Here is a 22935-nt window from a genome sequence, read left to right as displayed (position 1 = left end):
CTGTGCGGGTGCCGACCGTCGCCCTGGCGACCGCCGGATCGCACGTTGGTGTCATGTGTGCGCCGGCCGCGGCGGGCTTCCCTGACCGCGGAAGGGGCGCGGAGGCGGCGGGACGCCCATCGCCCCGCCGCCGTCTCACATCAGGTCACGTCAGCAGCGGCCGAGGTCCTGCCACTGTTGCGTCCAGCCGGGTTCCGAACCCTGCGTCCAATACCTGGCCTTCCACAGGTGCACGCCCTCGCCCGACTTCGGGCCGGACGGGTCGCCGTACTTGCTCTTCTCGTGCTTGACCGTGTTGCCACCGGTGTAGACGCTGCCGAACTGCCAGTTGGGCGCGCTGGAGCAGTCGCCGGCCGGCGGGTTGGACGGCCCGGGGTTCGACGGGGTCGGGGAGGACGGCCCCGGGTTGGACGGGGTCGGGTTGACGCACGGTCCCGAGGTGGCGACCGAGTCGTGGAACGCGGAGCCCGACGACCGGTAGGACGACGTCTGCGCGGTGACCTGGGCCGGGCTGAGCACCTGGTTCTTGGCGAACAGCACCCAGTCGACCTGCTCGATGTAGGTCGACATGCCGCCGGTGTGGGTCGCCGTGTCGATGAACCACAGGTTCCAGTTGATGGTCATCGTCTGGCGCGGGAAGTACTTGCCGCCGTGCACGCCGACCTGCACGCCGTCGATGTAGTAGACGACCTGCCCGTTCGCGACCTGGGCGACCAGGTCGTGCCATCCGTCGATGCTGGTCCGCTGCTCGGAGTGCAGGTTGTCGGCGAACCAGGGGTCGGCCCGGTAGGTGTACCAGGTGGTCTGGTAGTTGATGGGCCCGGTCTCGCCCCAGCCTCCGTTCGGCAGGTACTCGGAGATGTCCAGCTCGCTGTAGGTGGGGTCCATGTCCCCGTTGAGCGGGCTGATGGTGAAGAACGTCTGGTTGATGTGGTCGCCGTCGTTGCCGCTGACCGGTGCGTCGGTGAACCGGACCCGGCTGGCGTAGGTGCCCTCCAGGTAGCGCTTCTGGGTGGAGTACAGCTCGGCGTGACTGGTTCCGGCGGCGGTGCCGTCGGTGGAGGCGGTCAGCTGCATGACCTTCTGGCCACCCGAGGTGGGGAAGGTGATCGCGTTCGGCGACCAGTTGGCGCCCGGCACACCCGGTCCGCCCTGGTAGCTGCGGGGTGTCCAGCCATTGGCGGTCAGGGCAGGGTCGGCCGAGGAGTTGTAGTGGAAGTCGTCGAACAGGTAGCCGCAGTCGGCGGCGGAGGCGGTGCTGGCGTTGGCGACGACCAGTCCCATTGCGGACAAAGCGGTCACCGCCAGACCGGCAAGGATTCGTCTACCCATGGACATGGATGACTCCTAAGAGGGGGTAAATCGGGGGAGTTACCGGACCGCGCCGGCGGTCATTCCGGCGCGGATGTGCCTCTGGAACGCGACGTAAGCGACGAGCACCGGCAGCATGGCGATGGTCAAGCCGGCGAACAGGCCGCTCCAGTCGCTGCGGTAGCCCTGACTGACCGACAGGGCGGCCAGACCCTGCGCCAGGACATACCGGTCCGGGTCGGGATTGAGAACCAGCGGAAGCAGATACTGGTTCCAGAGCCCGAGGAAATTGAAGATGCCGACCGCGACCAGACCGGGCCGGGCCAGCGGCAACATGACGCGGAAGAACACCGCGGAATGCGAGCAGCCGTCGAGCACCGCCGCTTCCGCCACCTCCTCCGGAAGCGTCCGGAAGAACGCATGGAGAAAGAAGACGGTGAACGGTACGGCGTAGGCCGCGTACACCAGGATCAGCCCGTGATAGGTGCCGAGCAGACCGAGTTGCCGCACCACGAAGAACAACGGCACCAGTGCCAGGAACACCGGGAAGAACATCGCCGCGACGAAGGTGTAGTAGATGGCCCGGTTACCCCGGAACTGATATCTGGCGAGCGCGTAGGCGACCAGCGACCCCAGCAGCATGGTCAGCACGAGAGCACCGCCGACCACGATCAGGCTGTTGAAGAAGTACCGCCCGATGCTCGCGGCCGTCCACGCGCGGGACCAGTTCTCGAAGTGCAGCGACGACGGCGGCGCCCACGGTTCGTTCAGGATCTCCTGGTCGGTCTTGAGCGAGCTGACCACGGCCCAGAGCAGCGGCAACGCGGTCACCACGGCCCAGGCGAGCATGGCGAGCTGCGGCAGTGGGTTACGCGGTGACTTCATCACGCCTCCAGCGGAGTGCCAGCACCGCCAGAGTGAGCGCGGCGAAGAACAGCGCCACCCCCATGGCCGTGGCGTAGCCGAACTTGCCGTACGTGAACGCCGTCCGGTACAGCGACAGCCCGACCACCTCGGTGGTCCCGTCCGGTCCGCCCGGACCCACCGACATGACCTGGACCAGCACGAACCCGTCGAGCGCCGCGATGCCCAGGTAGACGAACGCCACCTGCACGCTCTCGGCGACCAGCGGCAGCGTGACCCGGCGGAACGTGGCCCACCGGCCGGCGCCGTCGAGCACCGCGGCCTCGAAGAGCTCCTTCGGGATGGCGCCGATCGCGGCACTGAACAGCACCACGTAGAACCCGACCGACGACCACACGACGACCGCCATCACCGACGGCAGCGCCAGCGACGGTTCGGCCAGCCAGCTGCGGGCCAGGCCGTCCAGCCCGATCGCCCGGAGGCCCGAGTTGAGCAGCCCGGTGTTCGGGTTGTAGACGAAGCCCCACAGCACCGCGATGATCACCAGGGAGAGCATCTGCGGAAAGAAATAGACGATCTGGTACGCGGACGCGCCGGGCAGAGGTCGCCGTCCGTTCAGCATGCTCGCCAGGAACAGGGCCAGCCCGATCGTGGCGATGGGCACCACGACAAGCATGACCGCGTTGTTGCGCACCGCGTCGAGGAAGAGCGAGTCATCGCCGAGGCGGACGAAGTTGTCCACCCCGACGAAGTTCGCCTCGCCGGCCACCCCGGTCCAGTCCGTCAGCGACAGGTAGAAGGCCTGGGCGTACGGGGAGAACACGAGCACGACGTGCAGGACCAGCGCCGGGACCAGCGCGGCGAGCAGGAACCGCCACCGGCCGTGCCGCATCAGCGCTTGTACTTCTTGACGGTGCTGTCCTTGGCCAGCGAGTCCGACGCCTTCTGGATGCGCGCCGACCAGTCGGCGGCGCTGATCCGGCGGTTGACCAGCTCGGCCGTGGCGTCGTCGACCGCCTTGGCGAGCGGCGCGTACCACGTACGGAATCGGTAGTTGAAAGCGTCCGGACCGGCCGCCGTGACCGCGTCGCGGACCGAGCCCAGACCGCTGGTGAGCGTGAGCCCGTCGGTGGCGCCGGCCACCGCCGGGAGGGTGCTGTTGGCCTGGGCGAACGCGGTCGCGGACTCCTTGGCGAACAGGATCCGCAGGTACTCCAGGCCCCCGGCGCGGTTCTTGGCCTGCGCCGGGACCAGGTAGGACTCGCTGCTGGACGCCTGCACGGCCGTGACCGGCAGCCTGTCACCGCTCGACGCCGACGGCACGGTGCCCATCACCATGTCGAAGCCGGCCGGGGTGACCTCCTTCTGCTCGCTCTCCAGCCACGAGCCGCACGGGATGAACGCGGCCTTCTTCTGGCACCAGGCGGCCTGCGCCTCGGTGTGCGACAGCGCCTCCGAGCCGGACATGATGTAGCCCTTGCCCGCCAGCTCGGCGAACGCCTCGGCGGCCTGCTTCAGTCCGGGTTGCGACCAGGCGGCCGGATCGAGGTTGTCGACGGCCTTCACCAGGTCCAGTCCGCCGGCCTTGGCGGCCATGGTGAGCAGCGGGTCGTTGATGTACTCGGCGTATTTGCCCTGGTAGGTCCAGGGGGCGATGCCGGCCTTCTTGATCGTCTCGCAGAGGGCGAGCATCTCGGCCCACGTCTTCGGATACGTCCAGCCGCGCTCGGCGAACAGCGACTTCGAGTACCAGACGCCCCAGACGGTGTAGGTGAAGTTCAATGTCACCGTACTGCCGTCGAACGTGCCGTCCTCGATCACGCCGGGCAGCAGCGTGTCGCGGACCGTCTTGCCGGGCTGGTCGAACGCCGGGGCGGCGAGCAGCTCCGCGAGGTCGGTGACCTGCTTGGCGCCGACCAGTGTGGCGATGTCGAGACGTCCGGCGCCGGTGTTGTCGACGACGTCCGGCGGGTCGCCGGCCACGAAGCGGGGCTGCATGGCCTCGCCGACCTTCTGCAGGCCCTTGTGGTCGATCTTGGCCTGCGGGTACTTCGCGGTGTACTGCTGCTCGGCCTTGATGGCGTAGTCGTCGCCGTACCCACCCTTGAAGACGACCACCTCGAGGGGCGCGTCAGCCTTGACCCCGAGCGGGTTCTCGGCGGTCTTGGCGCCGCCGGCCTGTGCGGGCTTCTCCTCCTTGCCGGCGGAGGTGACACACGCGCTGAGCAGCGGCGCGGTCACCGCCGCGAGCCCGGCGGTCCGGAGCAGGGTTCGTCTCGGATAGGGTCTGGGAAGGGATTCAGGGTTCATCGCTGGGCTCGTTTCTCTATGCGGTGCGCCGGATGCGCCCGGCGTACCGCGCCTCTAGTTCTGCGTTGTGTTCCTTGCCGCCGGGCACGTTGTCCGACAGGTAGACGGGCGGGACGATCCCCGCCGCGAGCAGGCGTTCGACCACCTCGACGACGATCTGCTGAGCCAGCAGCGCCGCGGTGATCGACGAGACGGCCCCGACCGCACCGCCGCCGGGGATCGGCAGTGTCGCGTCGCCGTACGGCGCGCCGTTGTCGAGGGTCACGTCGGCGATGTCGCCCAGTTTGCGGCCACTCGGGTGCCGCGACTCGACACCTGCCGAGTGCTGCGCCGAGGTGATCGCGATCAGCGGGTGGCCGTGTTCCTTGACCAGCAGCGCCATCTCGACGACCGCGCCGTTGATGCCGGAGTTGGAGGCGATGACGAACGCGTCATCCGGTTTGACCGGGGCCAGCTGGTAAAGCTTGTGGGCGATCTCGGTGCCGCGTTCCACCATCGGGTCGGCGAGCGCCTCGAGCGGCTCGCCGCCGTAGAGGACGATGTCGCGCAGCGCGATCCGGTTGGTCGGTACCAGTCCCCCGGCCCGTCCGGCGATTTCCATGGCCAGTGCCTCGGAGTGCCCGCAGCCGAACGCCTGGATCACGCCGCCGCCCTTTATCGAGGTGGCCAGGAGGTCGGCGGCCCGGGACTTCGCCTCCTGCTGCCCGCGGCCCACCCTGGCCACCAGTTCTTCGATCCTGGTCAGGAAGTCCTCACTCACGTCGATCCTTTCTCCACCCGCCGTTTACGGGTCGGCAGCTTCTCCGGCAGGCGGTGGGCGTCCACGGCACGGACCGTCAGTTCGAGGGCCTCGGCGGTGCGCTCGTAGGTGCGCTGTGCCACCGCGACGTAGATCAGGTCGAGGACGAGCAGCTGCGAGTGCAGGGCGGAGAGCGCCGCGAGCCGGAACGTCGTCTCCAGCACGCTGGTGGTGAACACGATGTCGGCGACCTCGGCCAGTGGTGACCGGTTGAAGCTGGTCACCGCCACGGTCAGGGCGCCGTGGTCGGCGGCCTCGGCCAGTGTCTCGATCACCTCGCGGGTGCGGCCCGAGTGCGACAGGCCGATGGCCACGTCACCGGGCAGCAGCAGCGCGGCGTTGGTGAGCGCGGTGTGGCTGTCCTGCCGGTGCCAGACCGGAACCCGGATCCGCTCGAGCCGGAACGCCATCTCCCGCGCCGCCGTGCCGCTGCTGCCGAGCCCGAACAGCTCGACGCGCTGCGCCCCGGCGATGGCCGCGGCCACCCGCTCGACGTCCTCGACCTTCAGCAGCGATGCGGTGCTCTGGATGGCCCGGGTGTCGGCGGCCGCGACGACGCTGAGGACCTGGTCGAGCGGATCCTCGGGGGTGATGTCGCCGCTGATGTCGGTCTCCCACCGGGCCTGCTCGGCACGCCCGGTCTCGGTGGCCACGGCGACCCGCAGGCTCGCGTAGCCCTTGAAGCCCAGCGTGCGGCTGAACCGGGTGACGGTCGCGGTCGACGTGCCGGAGCGTTCGGCCAGGTCCACGATGCTGGCGTGGGCAGCCGTCTCCGGGTCGGCCAGGATCGCCTCCGCGATCCGGCTCAGCGCCTCCGGCATCTGCGGTCCCTCGATGCGCAGCCGCCCCAGCAGCCCGCCGCTCTCACCCGTCATCCGTGGACATCCTTTTCATCAAGTGCCTGTGCCGATGAAAATTACGACCACCTTCACAACTAGTCAACAATGAATTTCTGTGTTTCGATCCGGAGCATGGATCTCGTGGTGGGAGTCGACGCCGGCGGGACCGCCTCCCGCGCGGTCGTCGCCACGGTGAACGGGCAGGTCACCGGGCGCGGGCGGGCCGGTCCCGGCAACCCGTTCGCCGCCGGACCGGCCGCCGCCCGGGCGATAGCCGACGCGTTACGGCAGGCACTCGCCGGGCACGACCCGGCGGCGGTCGCGGGCGGCGTGCTCGGCCTGGCCGGCACCGGGGCCTGCCTGGATCCGGCGATCACCGCGGCCCTCGGCGAGGCGTGGGCGGCGGCCGGCCTGACCTGCCCCTATGAGATCGTCGGCGACGCGGTCACCGCCTTCGCGGCGGGCACCGGCGAACCCTCCGGCGCGGTCCTCATCGCGGGCACCGGCGCCGTCGCGGCAGAGATCAAGGACCATGCGATCGTACGTACGGCGGACGGGCTCGGCTGGCTGCTCGGCGACGAGGGATCCGGCCACTGGCTCGGCATGCGGGCGCTGCGTTCCGCCGTACACACCTGGCCGTCGCCCTTCGCCGCCCGGATCGCCACCCGGACCGGCGCCGCCGACCGTGACCGGCTGATCTCCTGGGCCCAGGGCCTTCCGCACGCCCGGATCGCCGCCCTCGCGCCGGTGGTGTGCGAGGCGGCGCGGGCCGGCGATCCGCACGCCCGCACGATCGTCGCCGAGGCGGTCGGCCACCTGACCGCGACCCTCGACGCGGTGGCCGGCAGCGGCCCGATCGTCCTCGCCGGCAGCCTCCTCACCGCCGCGACCCCGATCCGCGACGGGGTCCGATCGGCCTTGCAGGAACGTGGGATCACCCCGCTGACCAGCGGTGACCCGTCGATCGCCGCGGCGTGGCTCGCGGTGGCCCGGCTGCCCGCCGGTGATCAGGCGGCACTGCACGCCGCGTTCTTCGACGCGGGCGCACTCGCCTAGAGTCGGCTCAGTGGAGACCGTGACCCAGATCCTGCACAGGCTGACCTCCTACGAGCCGGGACGGGAGTGGGACGACGTCATCGCCGATCCACGTCTCGTCGTCGATCTGAAACCCAACGACTTCGGCCGCTTCCCGCTTTTCCACAAGCGGTACACCGGGGATCTGCCGCGCTTCGAGCTGCCGCGTGACCTGCCGTCCACCGAGGCGCCGGCCATCGATGTGCTGGCCGGGACGGCGGAGGTCGCCGCCGGGGAGCTCGACGTGCCGCACCTGGCCCGGCTGCTGCACCTGTCGGCGGGCGTCGTACGGACCTCCAAGCGCAGCAACGGGATCACTCACCTGTTCCGCGCGGCAGGCTCGGCCGGCGGTCGCTTCCCGCTCGAGGTCTACGTGCTCGTCCCATCGGGCCACGAGGGGCTGCCGGCCGGCGTGCACTGGTACGACCCTGCCGGTCACGCCCTGGTGCGTGTCGGGCCCGCACCGAGCGGCGGCGGCGCGGCGCTCGTGGTCACCGGCGTCCCGTGGCGGACCGGCTGGCGGTATCGCGAGCGCGGCTACCGGCACGTCTACTGGGATGCCGGCACCATGCTGGCCCAGACCCTCGCGCTGGCCGGGTCCGCGGGGATCCCGGCGCGGCTCTGGACGACGTTCCCCGACCGGGTGGTCACCGAGCTGGTCGGCGCGGACGGCGTACACGAATGGCCCGTCGCCGTGGTCGGTCTCGGCTCGCAACCGCCCGCGCTGACGCCGACCGGCCCCGCGGCCGCCGGCGAGGTCGACACGGATCCGCTGGAGTTCCCGCTGGCGACGGCGGCACAGCGGGCCGGTGACGGGACCGTGCTGGGCGCACCGTGGGCCGAGGGCGACCCGGTCCGGGTGCCGGAGGCCGGGACCGGGACAGTCGAGGCGGTCGTGCTCACCCGCGGCTCGCAGCGACGGATGGACCCGACCCGCGGGGTGCCGCAGAGCGTGCTCACCACCGGCCTGCGGGTGGCCGTACGCGGCATCGGCCTGCCGCAGTTCGTGGCGGTGCACGACGTCGACGGTGTGACGCCGGGCGTGTACCGGTGGCCCGATCTCGGCACGGCGATTCACCCGGGTGACCAGCGCCAGGAGCTCTACCGGGTGAGCCTGGAGCAGGGGCTGAGCAGGGACGCGGCCTTCGTGGTCATCACCGCGGCGGACGTGGCGAGCATGGACGACCGCGGGTACCGGGCCGCGCAGCTGGCCGCCGGACTGGTCGAGGGGCGGTTGCACCTGCTGGCGTACGCCATGGGCGCGAGCGCGACCGGCATGACCTTCCTCGACAGCGAGATCGCGGCACTGCTCGGCACGCCGCTGGACGCCATGATCTTCACGTGCGTGGGCGTTCCGGACTACCGCGCCACCCCGGGCGGGCTGCCGGGTGCGCCGGTCGACGTGCGCCCGATGCAGCATCGGGAGTGAAAACGGGAGTGAAGGCGTCCCCGCATACCATGGGGCCCGATGACCGCTCCTGAGATCCGCCCCGCTGACCTGCCCGCCGCCAGAGCCCGGGCGGAGGAGGCCCTGCGCCAGTTGTCCGACACGCCGGTCGGACTCGACGTCGCCGTCAAGAGGCTCGGCCGGGCCAGTGGTGTCTACGCCTGGTGGGCCGGCCCGTCGGTCTTTCCCGACCTGCACGGGCCGGTGAACCCGAACGTCCCCTCGCTGCGGATGCTGTATCTCGGCCGGGCGACCACGCTGCGGGGCCGGATCCTGCGCAACCATCTGCGGCGCTCGGGCAGTTCGACGCTGCGCCGCACCCTGGCCGGCCTGCTGGTGTCCGAGGGTTACCGGACGACCTGGACCGATCGTGTCGTCCTGATCGGTGAGGACGAGACGCGGCTGACCGCGTGGATGCATGCGAACCTGCAACTGACCTGGGCTCAGGACGCCGAACCGAACTCCGTCGAGGCGAACCTCGTCCGGCGCCTGCACCCGCCGCTGAACGTGAGCGGCGTCGACCCCGAACACGTTCAGGCGGCCGTGGTCGACGCCAAGCACAGGTACAACGCGTCGGCCCAGCCGTAGCCGGTCAGCCCAGCCCGGCAGCCTTCTGCAGCAGCACCGAGCGTTCGCGCCGGTTGGTGCAGAGCCGGGCGGCCAGTTCCAGCTCGGCGCGTGCCTCCGGTCGCCGGCCGAGGCGGGCCAGCAGTTCACCGCGCACAGTCGGGACCAGATGGGAGCCGGCCAGGCGGCCGGAGACGGTCAGCTCGTCCACGATGGCGAGAGCCCGCTCCGGCCCCGTCGCCATGGCGACGGCGACCGCCCGGTTGAGGTCGACCACCGGCGACGGCGCGACCCGGCCGAGGGCCTCGTAGAGCACCACGATCCGTTCCCAGTCGGTCGTCTCCACCGAGGAGGCCGCCGCGTGGGTGGCGGCGATCATCGCCTGCAGTCCGTACGGCCCGAGCCCCCGCGTCGACGCCCTGGCCAGCGCGGCCAGCCCACGCCGGACCGCCGAGACGTCCCACAGCCGCCGGTCCTGGTCCTCCAGCAGGACCGGCGAGCCGTCCGGGCCGGTACGTGCCGGGAAGCGCGCGGCCGTCAGCTCGCACAACGCGAGCAGGCCGTGCACCTCGGGCTCGTCCGGCAGCAGGGCGGCCAGCGTGCGGGCGAGCCTGATCGCCTCGTAGGCGACGCCGGGACGAACCAGCCGGTCGCCCGACGTCGCCGTCGATCCCTCGGTGAAGATCACGTACAGGACGGTGAGGACACCACCGACCCGTTCGCGGCGTTCATCGGCCACCGGCAGCTCGAACGGGATCCGGGCCGCCGCGATCGTCTTCTTGCCGCGGGTGATACGGGCCTGCACGGTCGGCACGGACACCAGCAGCGCTCGCGCGATCTCCTCGCTGGACAGGCCGCCGACCACACGCAGGGTCAGCGCCACCCGCGACTCGGGTGAGAGCACCGGGTGACAGCTGATGAACATCAGCGCGAGCAGGTCGTCGTCGATCCGGTCGGGATCGGGCTCCGAGGCGGGCGGCGTGTCGGCCGTGAGCAACGGGTACCGATCCCGGAGCGCGACGCTCCGGCGGATCGCGTCGATCGCCCGCCGCCGGGCCGTGGCCATCAGCCAGCCACCCGGATTCACCGGAGCGGTGACCGGCCACGACACCAGCGCCTCGGCGACCGCCTCCTGGGCGGCGTCCTCGGCGAGGCAGAAGTCGCCGGTGAACCGGGTCAGCGCGGCGACGATCCGCGCCGACTCGATCCGCCAGACGGCCTCGACATCGACCGTACCCATCAGGCCTGCGGAACCTCGTCGCTGCCGGGCACCCGCCGGATCTCGATCTTGGCGCCGCGGGCGACCGGCACCCGCTTGGCCCACTCGACGGCCTCCTGCTTCGAGGCGACGTCGAGCATGAAGAAGCCGCCGAACAATTCCTTGGTCTCGCCGTACGGGCCGTCGGTGACCACCGGGGTCTCGGCGCTGAAGTCGACGACGACACCCTGGCGCGGGTCGTCCAGTCCCTCGGCCGCGAGCAGCACTCCGGCCTTGACCATCTCGTCGATGAACTGCCGGGTCGTGGCGATCATCTCGTCGATGCCGGCCATCATGGCCGCGTTCGACTCGTCGGTGCCCCGCATGATCAGCAGGTACTTCGGCATGGCGCTCTCCTCGTTCGGCGGGCCGCCTCTCGGCTCTCGCACCCCCACGTCGAACGAGTGTCCCGCGGATCGACACGGCCACGGAGAATTCTTGAGCACGGCGTCTACCGTGGCCGCCGTGGACGACGTACTCGATCCGGTGGGGTCGTTCGGCCGGTGGCTCGTCCGCCCGCCCGACCACTACAGCCTGCGGCACCGCAGCCGGACGGTGGTCGCGGTGGCACTCGACCGGCTGGGCGACCGGCCGATCGTCGTCACCGGCACCTTCGATCACCTGGTACGGGTCTGGGACGCGACCACCGGGGAGCAGATCGGTGATCCGCTCGCCGGTCACACCGAGCCGGTGTCCTCGATCGCGACCGGAACGCTCGACGGGCGGACCGTCATCGCCTCCGGCAGCCTCGACCGGACGGTCCGGCTGTGGGACGTGGCCACCGGCGAACCCCTCGGCACCACGATCGACGCGCACACGTATGTGGTGGAAGACGTGGCGATCGGATACCTCGACGGCCGTACGATCATCGCCTCCGCCGGCCGTGACAACACGATCCGGATCCACGACGCCCGCACCCTCGAGCCGCTCGCCGAGCCGATCGAGGCGAAAGGCCACTGGCCGCGATCCGTGACGATCGGAATCCTCGACTGCCTGACCGTGATCGTCAGCGGCGGCGGGGACGGGACCGTGCGGATCTGGGACGCCCGCACCGGACGGCCCGTCGGGCGCCCGATGGCCGGGCACACCGACGCGGTGACCACGGTGGCGGTCGCCACCCTGCACCGTGGCCTCGTGATCGTCTCCGGCAGCAGCGACATGACCGTCCGGACCTGGAGTGCCAACACCTTCGAGTCGATCGACGTGCGGTTCATCAGGCACACCGGCGCGGTCCATGCGGTCGCGGCCGCACGGACCGGCGGCCGCACGATCTTCGTCACGGGCGGGACCGACAAGGTGCTGCGACGCTGGGACGCCACCACCGGCGAACCGGTCGGCGAGCCGATCACCGGCGCCCCCTTCTCCGTGCACGCGGTCGCGACCGGGGACCTCGACGGCCGTACGGTCGTCGTCGCCGGCAGCAGCGACACGGCCCGGATCTGGGACGTGACCACCGGCGAGCCGGTCGTCGACCTGCTGACCGGCCGCTACGACTGGGTACGCACCGTGGCGGCCGGACGGGTCGGCGACCACCTCGGCGCCGGGTTCGGCGAAGGGGACGCGGCCGGCGACCAACTCGGCGCCGTGTTCGGTGGAGTGGACGCGGTCGGCTGGGCGACCGAGCGGGCCACCGGGTTCAGCCACCCCGCGGTCGGCTATGACGGTGATCCGCGTACCCGGGTGTCGTCAGTGGCTCTGGGCCGGCTCGACCGCCGGCGGCGGCTCCCCTGGCGGGCCGGTGGCGCACCGGACCGTCCGATCATCGTGGCCGGCTGCGACGACGGCACCGTCCGGGTGTTCGACCTGGCCACGAACCGGGCCGTCGGTAAGCCCCTGACCGGACATCTCGGTGCGGTGACCGCCGTGGCGGCCGGGCGGCACGACGGCCGGAACGTGGTGGTCTCCGGCGGCGACGACACGACGGTGCGCGTGTGGGACGCGGGTACGGGCAGGTCTGCCGGTGAGCCACTCACCGGGCACACCGGTCCGATCCGTTCGATCGCGATCGGCCACGACCTCGTCGTCTCCGGCGGTGACGACGCCACGATCCACCGGTGGGCGGCCGGCGCACCCGTCGGTCCTCCGGTCACCGGGCACACCGGCCCCGTCCGCTCGCTCGCGATCGGCCGGCTCGACGGCCGGGACGTCATCGTGTCCGGGGTGACGACGACCGGGTCCGGATCTGGGACGTCGTCACCGGCGACCCCGTCGGCACCCCGCTCCCCGGACCGGTGACGGTGGTGGCGATCGGACACGTCGACGGCCGGACCGTCGTCGCGTCCGGCGACACCCACGGAACCGTGCGGCTGTGGCACCCCACCGGGCCGGAGGTCTCCACCTGGACGTTGCCGGGCGCGGTCCACGCCCTCGGTTTCGACGTACCCGGCCTGCTCACCGTCGGCATCGGGGCTGGAGTGATCGGCATCCACCCGGAACGGGTCTGACAGCCGTCAGACCCGCACCACCCGGACGCCGGCTTCGGCGATCCGGGCGATCTCCTCAACCGGACCCCCGTGTCCGTGACCAGGATGTCGATCGACTCGATCGGGCAGATCCCCGCTTGCCGATCTCATCCCAAGGCCGCCTGATCGGTCGGCGGTGGTTTGCGCACCCGGGGTGGACGCCGGTGATGGTGAGGCATGAGCGGATTTCGGCCTGAATCACCATGCGGCCCTGAACCACCACGCCACGGACGTGGCACCGGGGCGTCGTGAAACGCGGCTCGATGTCGGGCCGTGAGTCACCACCCTGCTCAGGCGGTCAGCTCATCGCGGTCGGGTCGGGCGGGAAGAGGGCGTGGTCGCCCCACGGGTCGACCGGCTCGGGGTAGCCGGGTTCGTCCGTTCCCGTGTCGATGCGGGTCGGGTCCAGGACCGGCGGCCTGTTGTTTCCGGCGCCGGGCAGGCGGCGGATGTTCTCCGCGGGTGGCGTCGAACGGCCCGCCGACGGGCTCGGAGCCGGCCGGTTCGCCGAGGGGTCCTGGCTGAACAAGCCACCCGAGGAGTGTGGAGCGGACCTACCGGCTGACGGCGTGGCGGCGGGTTGGGAAGGCGGCGGGGTGGGACGGTGCCCCGGCGGCTGCGGAGCAGGGTAGGCACGTGGCGGTGCCGGTGAGATGGGGCGGTCCGCCGGGGCTTGTGGGGCACGGTGCGCGGGTGCCGGCGAGATGGGGCGGTCGGCAGAGGGCTGCGGAGCCGGGGGCGTAGGTGGCGGCGCCGACCGGGTGGGCGGTGGTGCCGGGGTCGGGGGCGGGGCGGCGGCCTCGACGGTGCGGGGCACGGGCCTGGCGGGGTCGGGGACGGCCAGCAGTGACGACGCGTTGGTGCGCTCCGAGTTGAGGCGCTCGCGGGCCTCCTGGAAGAACGCGCCTGTCAAGCCGGCCAGGGGCTCGTCCTCCCACATGTCCAGCGCACCTCGTACCCCGATGGTGGCGGTGTGGATGTTTCCCGTCTGGTATTCGCTCTGTGCCTGGGCCAGGGCCGCCCGGAACATGCCGGTGTCGACCGAGTTCTGGTCGACGCGGAGCACATAGCCGCCCTCGGTGTACGCCAGCAGCGACGGATCGAGGGCGCGACGCAGGCCGCCGATGCAGCGCTGCACCACGTCGACGCCGTTCTCCGGCGGGTCGCCGTTCCAGAGGGCGGCGACGATCTGCTGCATCGGCACAGGCTTACCGGCGTTCAGCAACAGCACGGCCAGGACCGCCTGTTGCCTGACCGGACCTAGATCCAACGCGTCGGCGCCCCGGAAGGCTCGAACCGGACCGAGTAGCCCGAACCTCAGCGCGCCGCCGGACGAGCCGTCGGTCATCGCGTCCCCCATCTTGCTGCAGTTTCCCGGCTGCCACGGTACGGCAAGCCCGCAGCAGCATAGTCACGCTGAGCAGCCCTGCCCAGACGGATCGACCGCGGGAGTGATGGGACGGCTACAGATAAAGGACCCGGTGCCGGCGATCCGCCCGCAGGCCATGGCCGCCCGGGTCACCCACACCGCCCGGCCTCGTCAAATGTCGGCCGGACGGGGGATTCCGAGCCGCGTGGCCGGGCCGTCGCCGGGACGGCGGCATGCCGGTGGCGCGGATCCGCACGAGGGGCCGCGTGCGATCGCCCGCCGCTATCATCCGACGGTGCTGCGCGTGATCTACCGACATCTGACCGACGGTCCCCTCCTGCCCGTTCCGGAGTTCGACACCGAACGCGCCATCCTCGACCTGCCACTCTGGAACGCCCGGCGCGACGCCCGCCGCGGAGACTGGACCGCGGCCCGTGCCGTGATCGAAGAGGCCGGTGACGACTGGGAACTCCGCGCCCGGCGGATCGGCTCGCTCAGCCGGCTCACCGACACCGACCGGGGCTGGTTCGACAGCTGGCAGGCCGCCGCACCGAGCGACCCGATCGCCGTTCAGGTACTCGCCGAGACGCTCAGCCACCAGGCCTCCAGCGCGCGGGGCGGCGCGACGGCCGACAAGACCAGCACGGAGCAGTTCCGCGGCTTCTTCACGCTGTCCGCGGCGGCTGCCGACGCATGCGACCTGGCCATGAAACTGGCCGGGCCCAACGACCCGAACCCGTGGGTGACACGGCTCGGCACGATGTTCACCGGCGCGAGTACGGCCGAGTTCGACGGCGTCCTCGAGGAGGGCCGGCGCCGCGATCCGTTCCACTTCGGCCTGCACGGGAGTGCGCTCGCCTGGCGTTGTGAGAAGTGGTTCGGCTCGCACGACCTGATGTTCGCCACCGCACGCGACGTGGCCGGGGCCGCGCCCGAAGGGGCCAGCGCCGTGCTGTTGCCGCTGCTCGCGCACTACGAGTACGTGCTGCGCGAGTTCAACTGGGGCGAGGAGAAGGACGAGGACAAGGCCCTGGCCGAGTGTCACCGGTACTTCCAGCGGCCGGAGGTGGAGGCCGAGATCGACGGGTGGATCGCCAAGTGGCGGGCGGGCACCCCGAACCCGGCCAACGCGCAGACCCTGCGTCAATGGATCGCGCTGTTCTACTGCCTCGTCGACCGGCGCAAGGCGAGCCGGGCGGTCTTCGAGGAACTGGGCCCGTACGTCGACCCGGCCCTCGCGTGGAGCCGCGTCTTCGGCGGCCGGGAGTACGGCTACGTCGTGGCCTGGTACTGGGCCAACGGCCTGAAGCGGCGCAAGAAGCTGTGACTCCCGGTCACTTGCTGAGGACCGCCCAGAGGAGAACCGTTCTCTGATCCACGACCGGCGGGAAGCCCGCGTCGAAGTCGCAGAGAGCCCACCGCAGCAGCACCAGCCCTCCACCACACCGCTCCCCCGCACCGGAGCAGCCCGCGCTCGTCAACTCACCCTGAGAATCCCGCTGCGGCGAGCTGCGGCCGGGAGCCTGGGCGGACGGTGACTGACGTGGAAACGGGACGCGCGGGGCGTACCCGCGAAGGGTTGTGAAAGAAACGCCGGCGGCCCGGACCGCGGGGACCGGGCCGCCGGAGCGTGAGGGTCAGGACTGGCGGCGGAGGCCGGCCAGGGCGGTGCTCCAGGCGACCACCTCGTCGAGCAGGGTCGTGAGCTGCGGGATCTGGTAGTCGCCCGGCTTGAAGACGCTGTAGTTCTCGAACTCGGTGCTGAGGGCGAGCGTCACCTGCTGCCGGACGTCGGCCATCTTGAGCTCACCGGCGACCAGCCGCAGGTGTTCGACGGCCCGGGCGCCGCCGACGGAGCCGTACGAGACGAAGCCGACGGCCTTGTTGTTCCACTCGGCGAACAGGTAGTCGATGGCGTTCTTGAGCACTCCGGACGTGCTGTGGTTGTACTCGGGGGTGACGATGACGAACCCGTCGAAGGAGGCGATCTTCTCGGCCCACTTCTTGGTGTGGTCGTTCTGGTACTGACCCATCGACGGCGGGATCGGCTCGTCGAGGTGGGGCAGGGGGAAGTCCTTCAGGTCGACGAGCTCGTACTGGGCGTCGCTGCGCTGTTTGGCGTGGTCGAGCACCCAGGCGGCGACCTGTTCACCGTTCCGGTTGGGGCGCGTGCTGCCGAGGATGATGCCTATACGAATCACGGGAAGCTCCAAGTCGACGGTGACGATGAGCGGGACGTTACGAGCGTTTCGTTGCAACCGGACCCGTTCCCCGATATCCGCGACCTAAGCGTGAGGTGGCGCGGATCTCGCTATAAACCTGGTTTATACATCGTGTGTATAGTGGCCCGCATGTCAGTCAGCTTCGCCCTGCTGGGGCTCCTGGAGAGCGGCCCGCGCCACGGCTACGACCTGAAGCGCTCCTACGACGAGGCCTTCGGGCGCGATCGTGCGCTGCACTACGGCCAGGTCTACTCGACGATGGCCCGGCTGCTGAAGAACGGGCTCGTCGAGGTCGAGTCGGAGCCGGGCGATGGGCCCGACCGCAAGCGCTACGCCATCACGGACGCCGGCATCACCGACGTGGCCGAGTGGATCTCGCGACCGGAGCAGCCCGAGCCGTACCTGCAGAGCACCCTCTACACCAAGGTCGTGCTGGCGCTCATGACCGGCCGCGACGCCACCGAGGTGCTGGACACCCAGCGCGCCGAGCATCTGCGGCTGATGCGGGCGCTGACCAAGCGCAAGAACGACGGCGACCTCGCCGACGAGCTGATCTGCGACCACGCGCTGTTCCACCTGGAAGCCGACCTGCGCTGGCTGGAGCTCACCGCCGCCCGCCTCGACCGCCTCGCCGCCCAGGTCCGCCCGTGACCCCGACCCCAAGGAACATCATGGCCGATCAACCGCTGCTCACCGCCGACGACGTCCACCTGAGCTTCGGCGAGACCAGGGCACTTCAGGGCGCTTCGCTTCATGTGTACGGAGGCGAGGTGCTCGCCTTGATGGGCCCCTCCGGCTCCGGCAAGTCCACGCTGCTGCACTGCCTCGCGGGCATCCTGACCCCCGAGTCGGGAAGCATCCGGTACGGCGACCGTGACATGGCGACCATGTCCGACTCGGATCGCAGCACCCTGCGCCGGGGCGAGTTCGGTTTCGTGTTCCAGTTCGGGCAGCTGGTGCCCGAGCTGACCTGCCAGGAGAACGTCGCCCTGCCGCTGCGCCTGGCCGGCGCCGGCCGGAGGGAGGCGCACCGTCAGGCCGCCTCCTGGCTGGACCGGCTCGAGGTCCCCGACGTCGCCGCCAAGCGCCCGGGCCAGGTGTCCGGCGGTCAGGGCCAGCGGGTCGCGGTGGCCCGTGCCCTGGTCACCCGGCCGAAGGTGATCTTCGCCGACGAGCCGACCGGCGCGCTCGACTCGCTCAACGGTGAGCTGGTGATGAAGCTGTTCATCGCGGCCGCCAAGGAGACCGGCGCCGCGGTCGTACTGGTGACCCACGAGCCCCGGGTCGCGGCGTACTCCGACCGTGAGGCCGTCGTGCGTGACGGCCGGGTTCGCGAGCAGGAGCCGGCCCGATGATCCGCGGACCGCGGAGGTGGCTGTTCGAGCTGGGGCTCGGCGCGCGGATGAGTGTGGCCGGCGGCCGGGCGGGCTGGTTCCGGCTCGGGCTCATCGCGATCGGCGTGGGTCTGGGCGTCGCCGTGCTGCTCGGCGCGGCGACCGTTCCGGCGGCGATCGCGGCCAGCAACGCCCGCACCGACGCCCGCGCAATCGACAATTTCGACGAGGACGTGGTGAAGGGCGACGACACCCTGCTGGTCAGCCGCACCGGCACGACGTTCGGGGACTACGCGTTCAGCGGTGAGATGCTGCAGGCCGAGGGCTCGCGCCCGCCGCTTCCGCCCGGTGTGACGCGCTTCCCGGGGCCGGGCGAGATGGTGGTGTCCCCCGAACTGGACCGGTTGATGCGCGAACCCGGCAACGCCCTGCTGCGTGAGCGCTGGGACGCCGAGGTGATCGGCGTCATCGGTGACGAGGGCCTGTCCGGTCCGGCCGAGCTCTTCTTCTACCTGGGCACCGACACGCTCTCGGCGGAGGACGGCGACCCGCGGATCGAGGGCTTCGGCGATGCCACGATCGAGCAGGACGTCGTGCCGATCTTCGTCCTGCTGACCCTCGTCGGCATGGTCGTGCTCCTCATCCCGGTGATGGTCTTCATGGCCAGTGCCGTGCGGTTCGGCGACCAGTCGCGTGACCGCCGGCTCGCCGCCCTGCGCCTGGTCGGCGCCGACGCCGCGATGACCCGCCGGATCGCCGCCGGTGAGACCCTGGCCGGTGCGGTGGTGGGGCTGTTGATCGGCGGGCTGCTCTGGGTGGGTGAGATCCTGCTGGCCAACCGGTACGGCACGGGCGCGCTCAGCTTCTACCTGTCGGATCTGCGGCCGGTTCCGCTGCTCGTGGCCGTGATCGTGGTCGGGGTGCCGGTCGTGGCCGTGCTCGTGACACTGTCGGCGATGCGCCGGGTCGTGGTCGAGCCGCTCGGCGTGACCCGGATGAGCGTCACGGTCCGCCGGCGCCTCTGGTGGCGGCTCATCCTGCCGCTCGTCGGGCTCGGCCTGCTGTGGCCGCTCTACCAGGGCATCGACGGGCGGTCGGACTACGAGGCCCAGGTCGTCGCCGGTATGGCGTTCCTGCTGGTCGGCATCTCGCTGCTGCTGCCGTGGCTGGTCGAGGCCGTGGTGCGGCGCCTCGGCGGCGGCAGTCCCGCCTGGGAGCTCGCGGTGCGCCGCCTGCAGTTCGACAGCGGGACCGCGGTCCGCTCGGTGTCCGGCATCGCTGTCTCGGTCGCCGGGGTGCTCGCCATGCAGGGCATCGTCACGGGGATCGAATCGCTCTACAACGGGAGCGGGAGCGCGTCGGCCGTACGGTATGGAATGGAGATCCTGCCCGGTACGGACCTTCCGGAGCGTACGTGGACGGCCGCGCTCGACTCGACGCCGGGCGTGCTGGAGTACCAGACCGTGAGGATGGTCCGGGCGGGTGACGATGCCACTCTCCGGATCGGGTCCTGTCCCGTGTTGCAGCAGTTCGCGCGGCTGGGAGAGTGCCGTGACGGCGATGTGTTCGCCCTCGACGGCGCCGCTCCCGGAGCGACCTACACGCTGGGTGAGTCCGGATCGTCCTGGACGTCGCCGGCCACCACCCGGGTCGTCGACAGCAAATCCGACGTCCCCGCGTCCGGAGCGACCGTCCTGGTCACCCCGTCGGCGATCTCGGGTGTCGCGGTCAAGCCGGACAACACGTACTTCTACGTCGCCCTCGACCCCGGTGCCCCGCAGGCCGTCGAACACCTGCGCAACACCGCTGTCGGGCTGGACCTGCAGGCCTACGTGTTCTCGTACGCGAACAGCACCGTCCGCGACGCCCTCGCCGGTATGCGCGACGCGCTGCTCGTCGGCTCGATCGCCCTGCTCTTCCTGATCGGCGCCAGCATGATCGTCAACGTCGCCGAACAGCTGCGGGAACGCCGGAAGGTCCTCGCGGTCCTCGTCGCCTTCGGCACCCGCCGCCGGACCCTCAGCGGGTCGGTGCTGTATCAGGTGGCCATCCCGGTCGCGCTCGGCATGATCCTGGCCGTCAGCGTCGGAACCCTGCTCGCCACGATCCTGATGGTCGCCGTCGACGCGCCGCTGACCGTCGACTGGTTCGGCATCGGCACCACCTCCGCGATCGCCGCGATCGTGGTCCTCGGCACCACGGCGGCCGGGCTGCCCGCCCTCTGGCGGCTCACCCGGCCCGGCAACCTGCGCAGTGAGTGAGGGCGGCGTGGGCTAGTTTGTTGCGGTGAGTCTCCTTGATGACGTGGGCGAACGTGACGGCTGGCGATGCTGGGTCTGCGACGAGCCGGTCGACGCCGACATGTCGGTGAACGACCCTCGCGGACCCAGCGTCGACAGCCGCACCGCCGACCGGAAAGCCAAGATCACCGAGCGGCTCGCCCATCGCGCCTGCAACACCCGCAAGGGCGCCGTGAAGGTCGTCATCGCGTGGCCGGAGCGGCTCAACGTGGTCGAACCGGCACCGCTCATCACCGTCGCCGAACGGCTCGAGCGCAAGGGCGGCCGTGAGCTGGTCGCCCGCTGCCCCAGCAAGCGCGACGCGCAGGAGGCCGCGGACTGGCTGGTCGACCGCTTCTCCCGGCTCGTGCCCGGCCTGCCGGTGACCGCCACCGTCGACGCGGGCGGCGGCCAGTTCCTGGTCGCCCTCTCCACCGGCCGCCGCTGAGTACGACGGGCGAGCCGGCGGGGCGGTAGGTGGAGCGGTACGGCGTATTCTTCCCCCGTGGGGCTGCGGTTCGAGACTCGTGGGTCCGATTCGCCGTGGGTGGACAGTGTGTGGACCTGCACCAGTGACCGGGTCACCGCGATGACCTCCGTCGCGGGCGTGCGGTGGGGACTGGTCTTCTGGGAGCGGGCCGGCCGCTCCCACGCGGCGATCACCGGGCCCGAGACGCGGACCAGCACGGCGCCCGTCCCGGAGGACGCGACCTTCACCGGCATCGATTTCGCCGTGGGGACGTCGCTGCGGATCGTGAGCACCCCGGCGCTCGTCGACGGCGGGATCGAGCTTCCCGACACCACGAGCCGGACGTTCCGGCTCGACGGGACCCGGTGGGGAACGCCCGGGCCGGACGACGCCGAGTCCCTGGTCGGTGCTCTCGTCCGGGCCGGGATCGTGGTCCGGGATCCGCTCGTCGCCGAGGTGCTGCGCGGGCATCTCCCGGACGTCTCGGGACGCACCGTGGAACGCCGGTTCCGGGCCGCCACCGGGCTGACCCGAGGCGCGGTCCGGCAGATCGAGCGGGCCCGGGCGGCCGCGGAGCTGCTGGCCGCCGGGGAGCCGACCGCCGACGTCGTCACGAAGCTCGAGTACTTCGACGAGCCGCATCTGGCCCGGGCGCTGCGCTCGTTCGTGGGACGCACCGTCGGGCAGCTGCGTGACGGGACCGGCGGCGCGATCGGCCTCGACCTGTGAGAGGCACCGCCGACGACGATCAGCGCGCTACGTCGTACACCAGCTTCAGGATCCCGTTCCCATAGCTCTGCGACTCGCGCAGCGACAGCATGTACTTGTCCCGGTCGGCCCGGCCGAACAGGCTCTTGCCCGCACCGAGCAGCACCGGGAACACGAGCAGGTTGTATCGGTCGATCAGGCCGGCGTCGGACAGGCGCCGTGCCAGCTCGCCGCTGCCGTGGATGAAGATCGCGCCACCGTCGGTCTCCTTGAGCGCGGCGACGTCCTCGGTCGAGCGCAGGATCGTGATCGGACCCCAGTCGTCGACGAGCGCGTCGTCGGACAGGCTGCTCGACACGACGTACTTCGGCAGGTCCTTGTAACCGGCGTGGTCCTCCGAACCGGGCCAGAACGGTGCGAACGCCTCGTAGCTGCGGCGGCCGAACATCAGCGCCGTCGTGTCGGCGAGTTCCTCGCCCTTCAACGACCAGGCCTCCGGTACGAACTCCAGGTCCTTGAACACCCAGCCGCCGCTGCGGTGCCCCTCCTGCGGGCCGCCGGGCGAGTCCACGACGCCGTCGAGCGACATGAAGCCGGTGTAGACCAGGTCACGCATGATGCTGTCTCCTAAGACTCGGGCGGGGCTGCCGGAACACACGCTAGAGCGCCGTCGCGGGGAACGTCTTGGACGGAAACGACACCGGGTCACGAAGACCGGTGGAGATCGAGACTGCCGAGCAGGTTGACGGTGTCGATCGTGAGCGGGAGGGCGCCGCCGTCGTGAGCTGGGCGACCGCGCCCGGCTGGGAGACGTAGGGGTCACGGGTGGCCAGGATCCGGGCGCCGGGCTCGCCGTCGACCGGCGCGATGTGCTCGGCCGGGAACGTGTTCCACCGGCGTGGCAGGCGCAGCCAGTTGTCGTCGAGGGCCCAGTTCAACGCGTCCTGGTCCCAGAACCGGGCATGCTCGCGGTGCACGGTCAGGAAGTACGCGCAGCGTTCGAACACCCGGTCCCGGGCGCAGGCCTCCTGATCGAGCAGCATCACGCCGGAGCTGAAGTACTCCCGGTCGCCGGGCACCCCGAGTCGTTCCCAGCCGGGCAGGCCGAGGCCGTACCGCAGGATGGGGTTCTGCGGATCACGGACCGCGGCGACCGGGCGGTCGGTCAGATCCATGTCCAGCAGCGCCCGCAGGTCGCCGACGACCAGGGTGTCGGCGTCGAGGTAGAGCACCCGGTCGTCGGGCACGTGGCCGGGGATCTCCAGGCGCAGGTAGCCGGAACCAGCGCCCCGGCCGGCCGGCGGATAGCGGCCCGCGGGGACCCGGACGGCGACCGTCCGTACGTCCAGCTCCAGCGCGTCGGCCTGACGGTGGATCCGGTCCCGGTTCTCCGAGGTCAGTTCGTTGTGCAGCACGTACACCCGTAACCGGGACAGCCGACGCGGGTGGGACCCGGCGAGCGAGCGCAGCGCCACCAGCAGAGGTTCGGCGAGTTCGTCCTCGACGCAGTAGACGATGGGGGTCACCGGAACCTCAACCGCAGTGACTGCGGCACCGCGGGGTCGGCCGGTTCGATGTCGGGGACGGTCATTCGGGTCCTTTCGGCAGGACTGCGGAAGACAG

General features: G+C 71.0%; 23 protein-coding genes. 11 read left to right on the top strand and 12 right to left on the bottom strand.

The features are described 5' to 3' along the window. Positions 1 to 150: 150 nt before the first annotated feature. From CLV67_RS25145 to CLV67_RS25120, 6 genes are read right to left on the bottom strand one after another with little or no spacing between them, the layout of a single operon-like run. Entirely contained in the window at positions 151 to 1332 is a 1182-nt protein-coding gene (locus tag CLV67_RS25145; protein WP_106322479.1) for a glycosyl hydrolase, read from the bottom strand. A gap of 39 nt (positions 1333 to 1371) precedes the next feature. Continuing rightward, positions 1372 to 2196: a carbohydrate ABC transporter permease gene (locus tag CLV67_RS25140; RefSeq protein WP_170153980.1), complete on the bottom strand. Its 825-nt coding sequence runs from the start codon at positions 2194 to 2196 to the stop codon at positions 1372 to 1374. Continuing rightward, positions 2180 to 3067 (bottom strand): carbohydrate ABC transporter permease, encoded by an 888-nt coding sequence (locus CLV67_RS25135; protein ID WP_106322477.1) that lies wholly within the window; start codon positions 3065 to 3067, stop codon positions 2180 to 2182. The genes CLV67_RS25140 and CLV67_RS25135 overlap by 17 nt, the downstream gene beginning before the upstream one ends. Beyond that, positions 3067 to 4485 (bottom strand): N-acetylglucosamine/diacetylchitobiose ABC transporter substrate-binding protein, encoded by a 1419-nt coding sequence (ngcE, locus tag CLV67_RS25130; protein WP_106322475.1) that lies wholly within the window; start codon positions 4483 to 4485, stop codon positions 3067 to 3069. The genes CLV67_RS25135 and ngcE overlap by 1 nt, the downstream gene beginning before the upstream one ends. A 16-nt stretch (positions 4486 to 4501) precedes the next feature. Continuing rightward, positions 4502 to 5230, bottom strand: a complete 729-nt coding sequence (locus tag CLV67_RS25125) for a sugar isomerase domain-containing protein (RefSeq protein ID WP_373873156.1) — start codon at positions 5228 to 5230, stop codon at positions 4502 to 4504. Between the two features lie 11 nt (positions 5231 to 5241). Beyond that, positions 5242 to 6159 (bottom strand): MurR/RpiR family transcriptional regulator, encoded by a 918-nt coding sequence (locus CLV67_RS25120; protein WP_106322471.1) that lies wholly within the window; start codon positions 6157 to 6159, stop codon positions 5242 to 5244. Positions 6160 to 6255: 96 nt separating this feature from the next. On the opposite strand from CLV67_RS25120, the gene CLV67_RS25115 reads away from it, so the two are divergent. From CLV67_RS25115 to CLV67_RS25105, 3 genes are read left to right on the top strand one after another with little or no spacing between them, the layout of a single operon-like run. Beyond that, positions 6256 to 7179: an N-acetylglucosamine kinase gene (locus tag CLV67_RS25115; protein WP_106322469.1), complete on the top strand. Its 924-nt coding sequence runs from the start codon at positions 6256 to 6258 to the stop codon at positions 7177 to 7179. Between the two features lie 10 nt (positions 7180 to 7189). Continuing rightward, positions 7190 to 8626: a nitroreductase family protein gene (locus CLV67_RS25110; RefSeq protein ID WP_239166303.1), complete on the top strand. Its 1437-nt coding sequence runs from the start codon at positions 7190 to 7192 to the stop codon at positions 8624 to 8626. Positions 8627 to 8665: 39 nt separating this feature from the next. Next, entirely contained in the window at positions 8666 to 9232 is a 567-nt protein-coding gene (locus CLV67_RS25105) for a GIY-YIG nuclease family protein (protein WP_106322466.1), read from the top strand. Positions 9233 to 9236: 4 nt separating this feature from the next. Here the strand turns inward: CLV67_RS25105 and CLV67_RS25100 are convergent, their stop codons facing one another. Both CLV67_RS25100 and CLV67_RS25095 read right to left on the bottom strand, forming a co-directional pair. Continuing rightward, positions 9237 to 10451, bottom strand: a complete 1215-nt coding sequence (locus CLV67_RS25100; protein WP_106322464.1) for an RNA polymerase sigma factor — start codon at positions 10449 to 10451, stop codon at positions 9237 to 9239. Beyond that, positions 10451 to 10816 (bottom strand): YciI family protein, encoded by a 366-nt coding sequence (locus CLV67_RS25095; RefSeq protein WP_106322462.1) that lies wholly within the window; start codon positions 10814 to 10816, stop codon positions 10451 to 10453. Before CLV67_RS25095 ends, CLV67_RS25100 begins: the two co-directional genes overlap by 1 nt. 91 nt (positions 10817 to 10907) lie before the next feature. On the opposite strand from CLV67_RS25095, the gene CLV67_RS25090 reads away from it, so the two are divergent. Then, on the top strand, positions 10908 to 12704 hold the full coding sequence (locus CLV67_RS25090) for a WD40 repeat domain-containing protein (RefSeq protein ID WP_170153979.1): 1797 nt from the start codon (positions 10908 to 10910) through the stop codon (positions 12702 to 12704). Between the two features lie 5 nt (positions 12705 to 12709). Further along, positions 12710 to 12913, top strand: coding sequence for a hypothetical protein (locus tag CLV67_RS25085; protein ID WP_146169282.1), 204 nt, complete (start codon positions 12710 to 12712; stop codon positions 12911 to 12913). A gap of 316 nt (positions 12914 to 13229) precedes the next feature. On the opposite strand, the gene CLV67_RS25080 is transcribed toward CLV67_RS25085, so the two are convergent. After that, positions 13230 to 14291, bottom strand: a complete 1062-nt coding sequence (locus tag CLV67_RS25080; protein ID WP_106322456.1) for an AfsR/SARP family transcriptional regulator — start codon at positions 14289 to 14291, stop codon at positions 13230 to 13232. Positions 14292 to 14595: 304 nt separating this feature from the next. On the opposite strand from CLV67_RS25080, the gene CLV67_RS25075 reads away from it, so the two are divergent. Further along, positions 14596 to 15627, top strand: a complete 1032-nt coding sequence (locus CLV67_RS25075) for a hypothetical protein (protein WP_146169281.1) — start codon at positions 14596 to 14598, stop codon at positions 15625 to 15627. Positions 15628 to 15937: 310 nt separating this feature from the next. Here the strand turns inward: CLV67_RS25075 and CLV67_RS25070 are convergent, their stop codons facing one another. Then, on the bottom strand, positions 15938 to 16501 hold the full coding sequence (locus CLV67_RS25070; protein WP_106322697.1) for an NADPH-dependent FMN reductase: 564 nt from the start codon (positions 16499 to 16501) through the stop codon (positions 15938 to 15940). Between the two features lie 150 nt (positions 16502 to 16651). On the opposite strand from CLV67_RS25070, the gene CLV67_RS25065 reads away from it, so the two are divergent. The 5 genes from CLV67_RS25065 to CLV67_RS25045 are packed head-to-tail and all read left to right on the top strand — an operon-like array spanning position 16652 to position 21333. After that, a complete protein-coding gene (locus tag CLV67_RS25065; RefSeq protein ID WP_106322452.1) occupies positions 16652 to 17173 on the top strand; it encodes a PadR family transcriptional regulator in 522 nt (173 codons plus the stop codon). A 20-nt stretch (positions 17174 to 17193) separates the two neighbouring features. Then, entirely contained in the window at positions 17194 to 17877 is a 684-nt protein-coding gene (locus tag CLV67_RS25060; protein ID WP_106322450.1) for an ABC transporter ATP-binding protein, read from the top strand. Next, positions 17874 to 20117 (top strand): FtsX-like permease family protein, encoded by a 2244-nt coding sequence (locus CLV67_RS25055; protein ID WP_106322448.1) that lies wholly within the window; start codon positions 17874 to 17876, stop codon positions 20115 to 20117. The genes CLV67_RS25060 and CLV67_RS25055 overlap by 4 nt, the downstream gene beginning before the upstream one ends. 25 nt (positions 20118 to 20142) lie before the next feature. Continuing rightward, entirely contained in the window at positions 20143 to 20583 is a 441-nt protein-coding gene (locus CLV67_RS25050; RefSeq protein WP_106322446.1) for a hypothetical protein, read from the top strand. 57 nt (positions 20584 to 20640) lie between these two features. Beyond that, positions 20641 to 21333 carry a helix-turn-helix domain-containing protein gene (locus CLV67_RS25045; RefSeq protein ID WP_106322444.1) on the top strand — a complete coding sequence of 231 codons (693 nt, stop codon included), beginning with the start codon at positions 20641 to 20643 and terminating at the stop codon, positions 21331 to 21333. 19 nt (positions 21334 to 21352) lie between these two features. On the opposite strand, the gene CLV67_RS25040 is transcribed toward CLV67_RS25045, so the two are convergent. After that, on the bottom strand, positions 21353 to 21928 hold the full coding sequence (locus CLV67_RS25040) for a dihydrofolate reductase family protein (RefSeq protein ID WP_106322442.1): 576 nt from the start codon (positions 21926 to 21928) through the stop codon (positions 21353 to 21355). Between the two features lie 43 nt (positions 21929 to 21971). Then, positions 21972 to 22838 carry a glycosyltransferase family 8 protein gene (locus CLV67_RS25035; protein ID WP_106322440.1) on the bottom strand — a complete coding sequence of 289 codons (867 nt, stop codon included), beginning with the start codon at positions 22836 to 22838 and terminating at the stop codon, positions 21972 to 21974. Between the last annotated feature and the right edge of the window lie 97 nt (positions 22839 to 22935).

It is taken from the genome of Actinoplanes italicus (assembly GCF_003001815.1).
In the GTDB taxonomy this organism is placed as follows: domain Bacteria; phylum Actinomycetota; class Actinomycetes; order Mycobacteriales; family Micromonosporaceae; genus Actinoplanes; species Actinoplanes italicus.
This window is presented reverse-complemented; position numbering and strand designations above follow the sequence as displayed.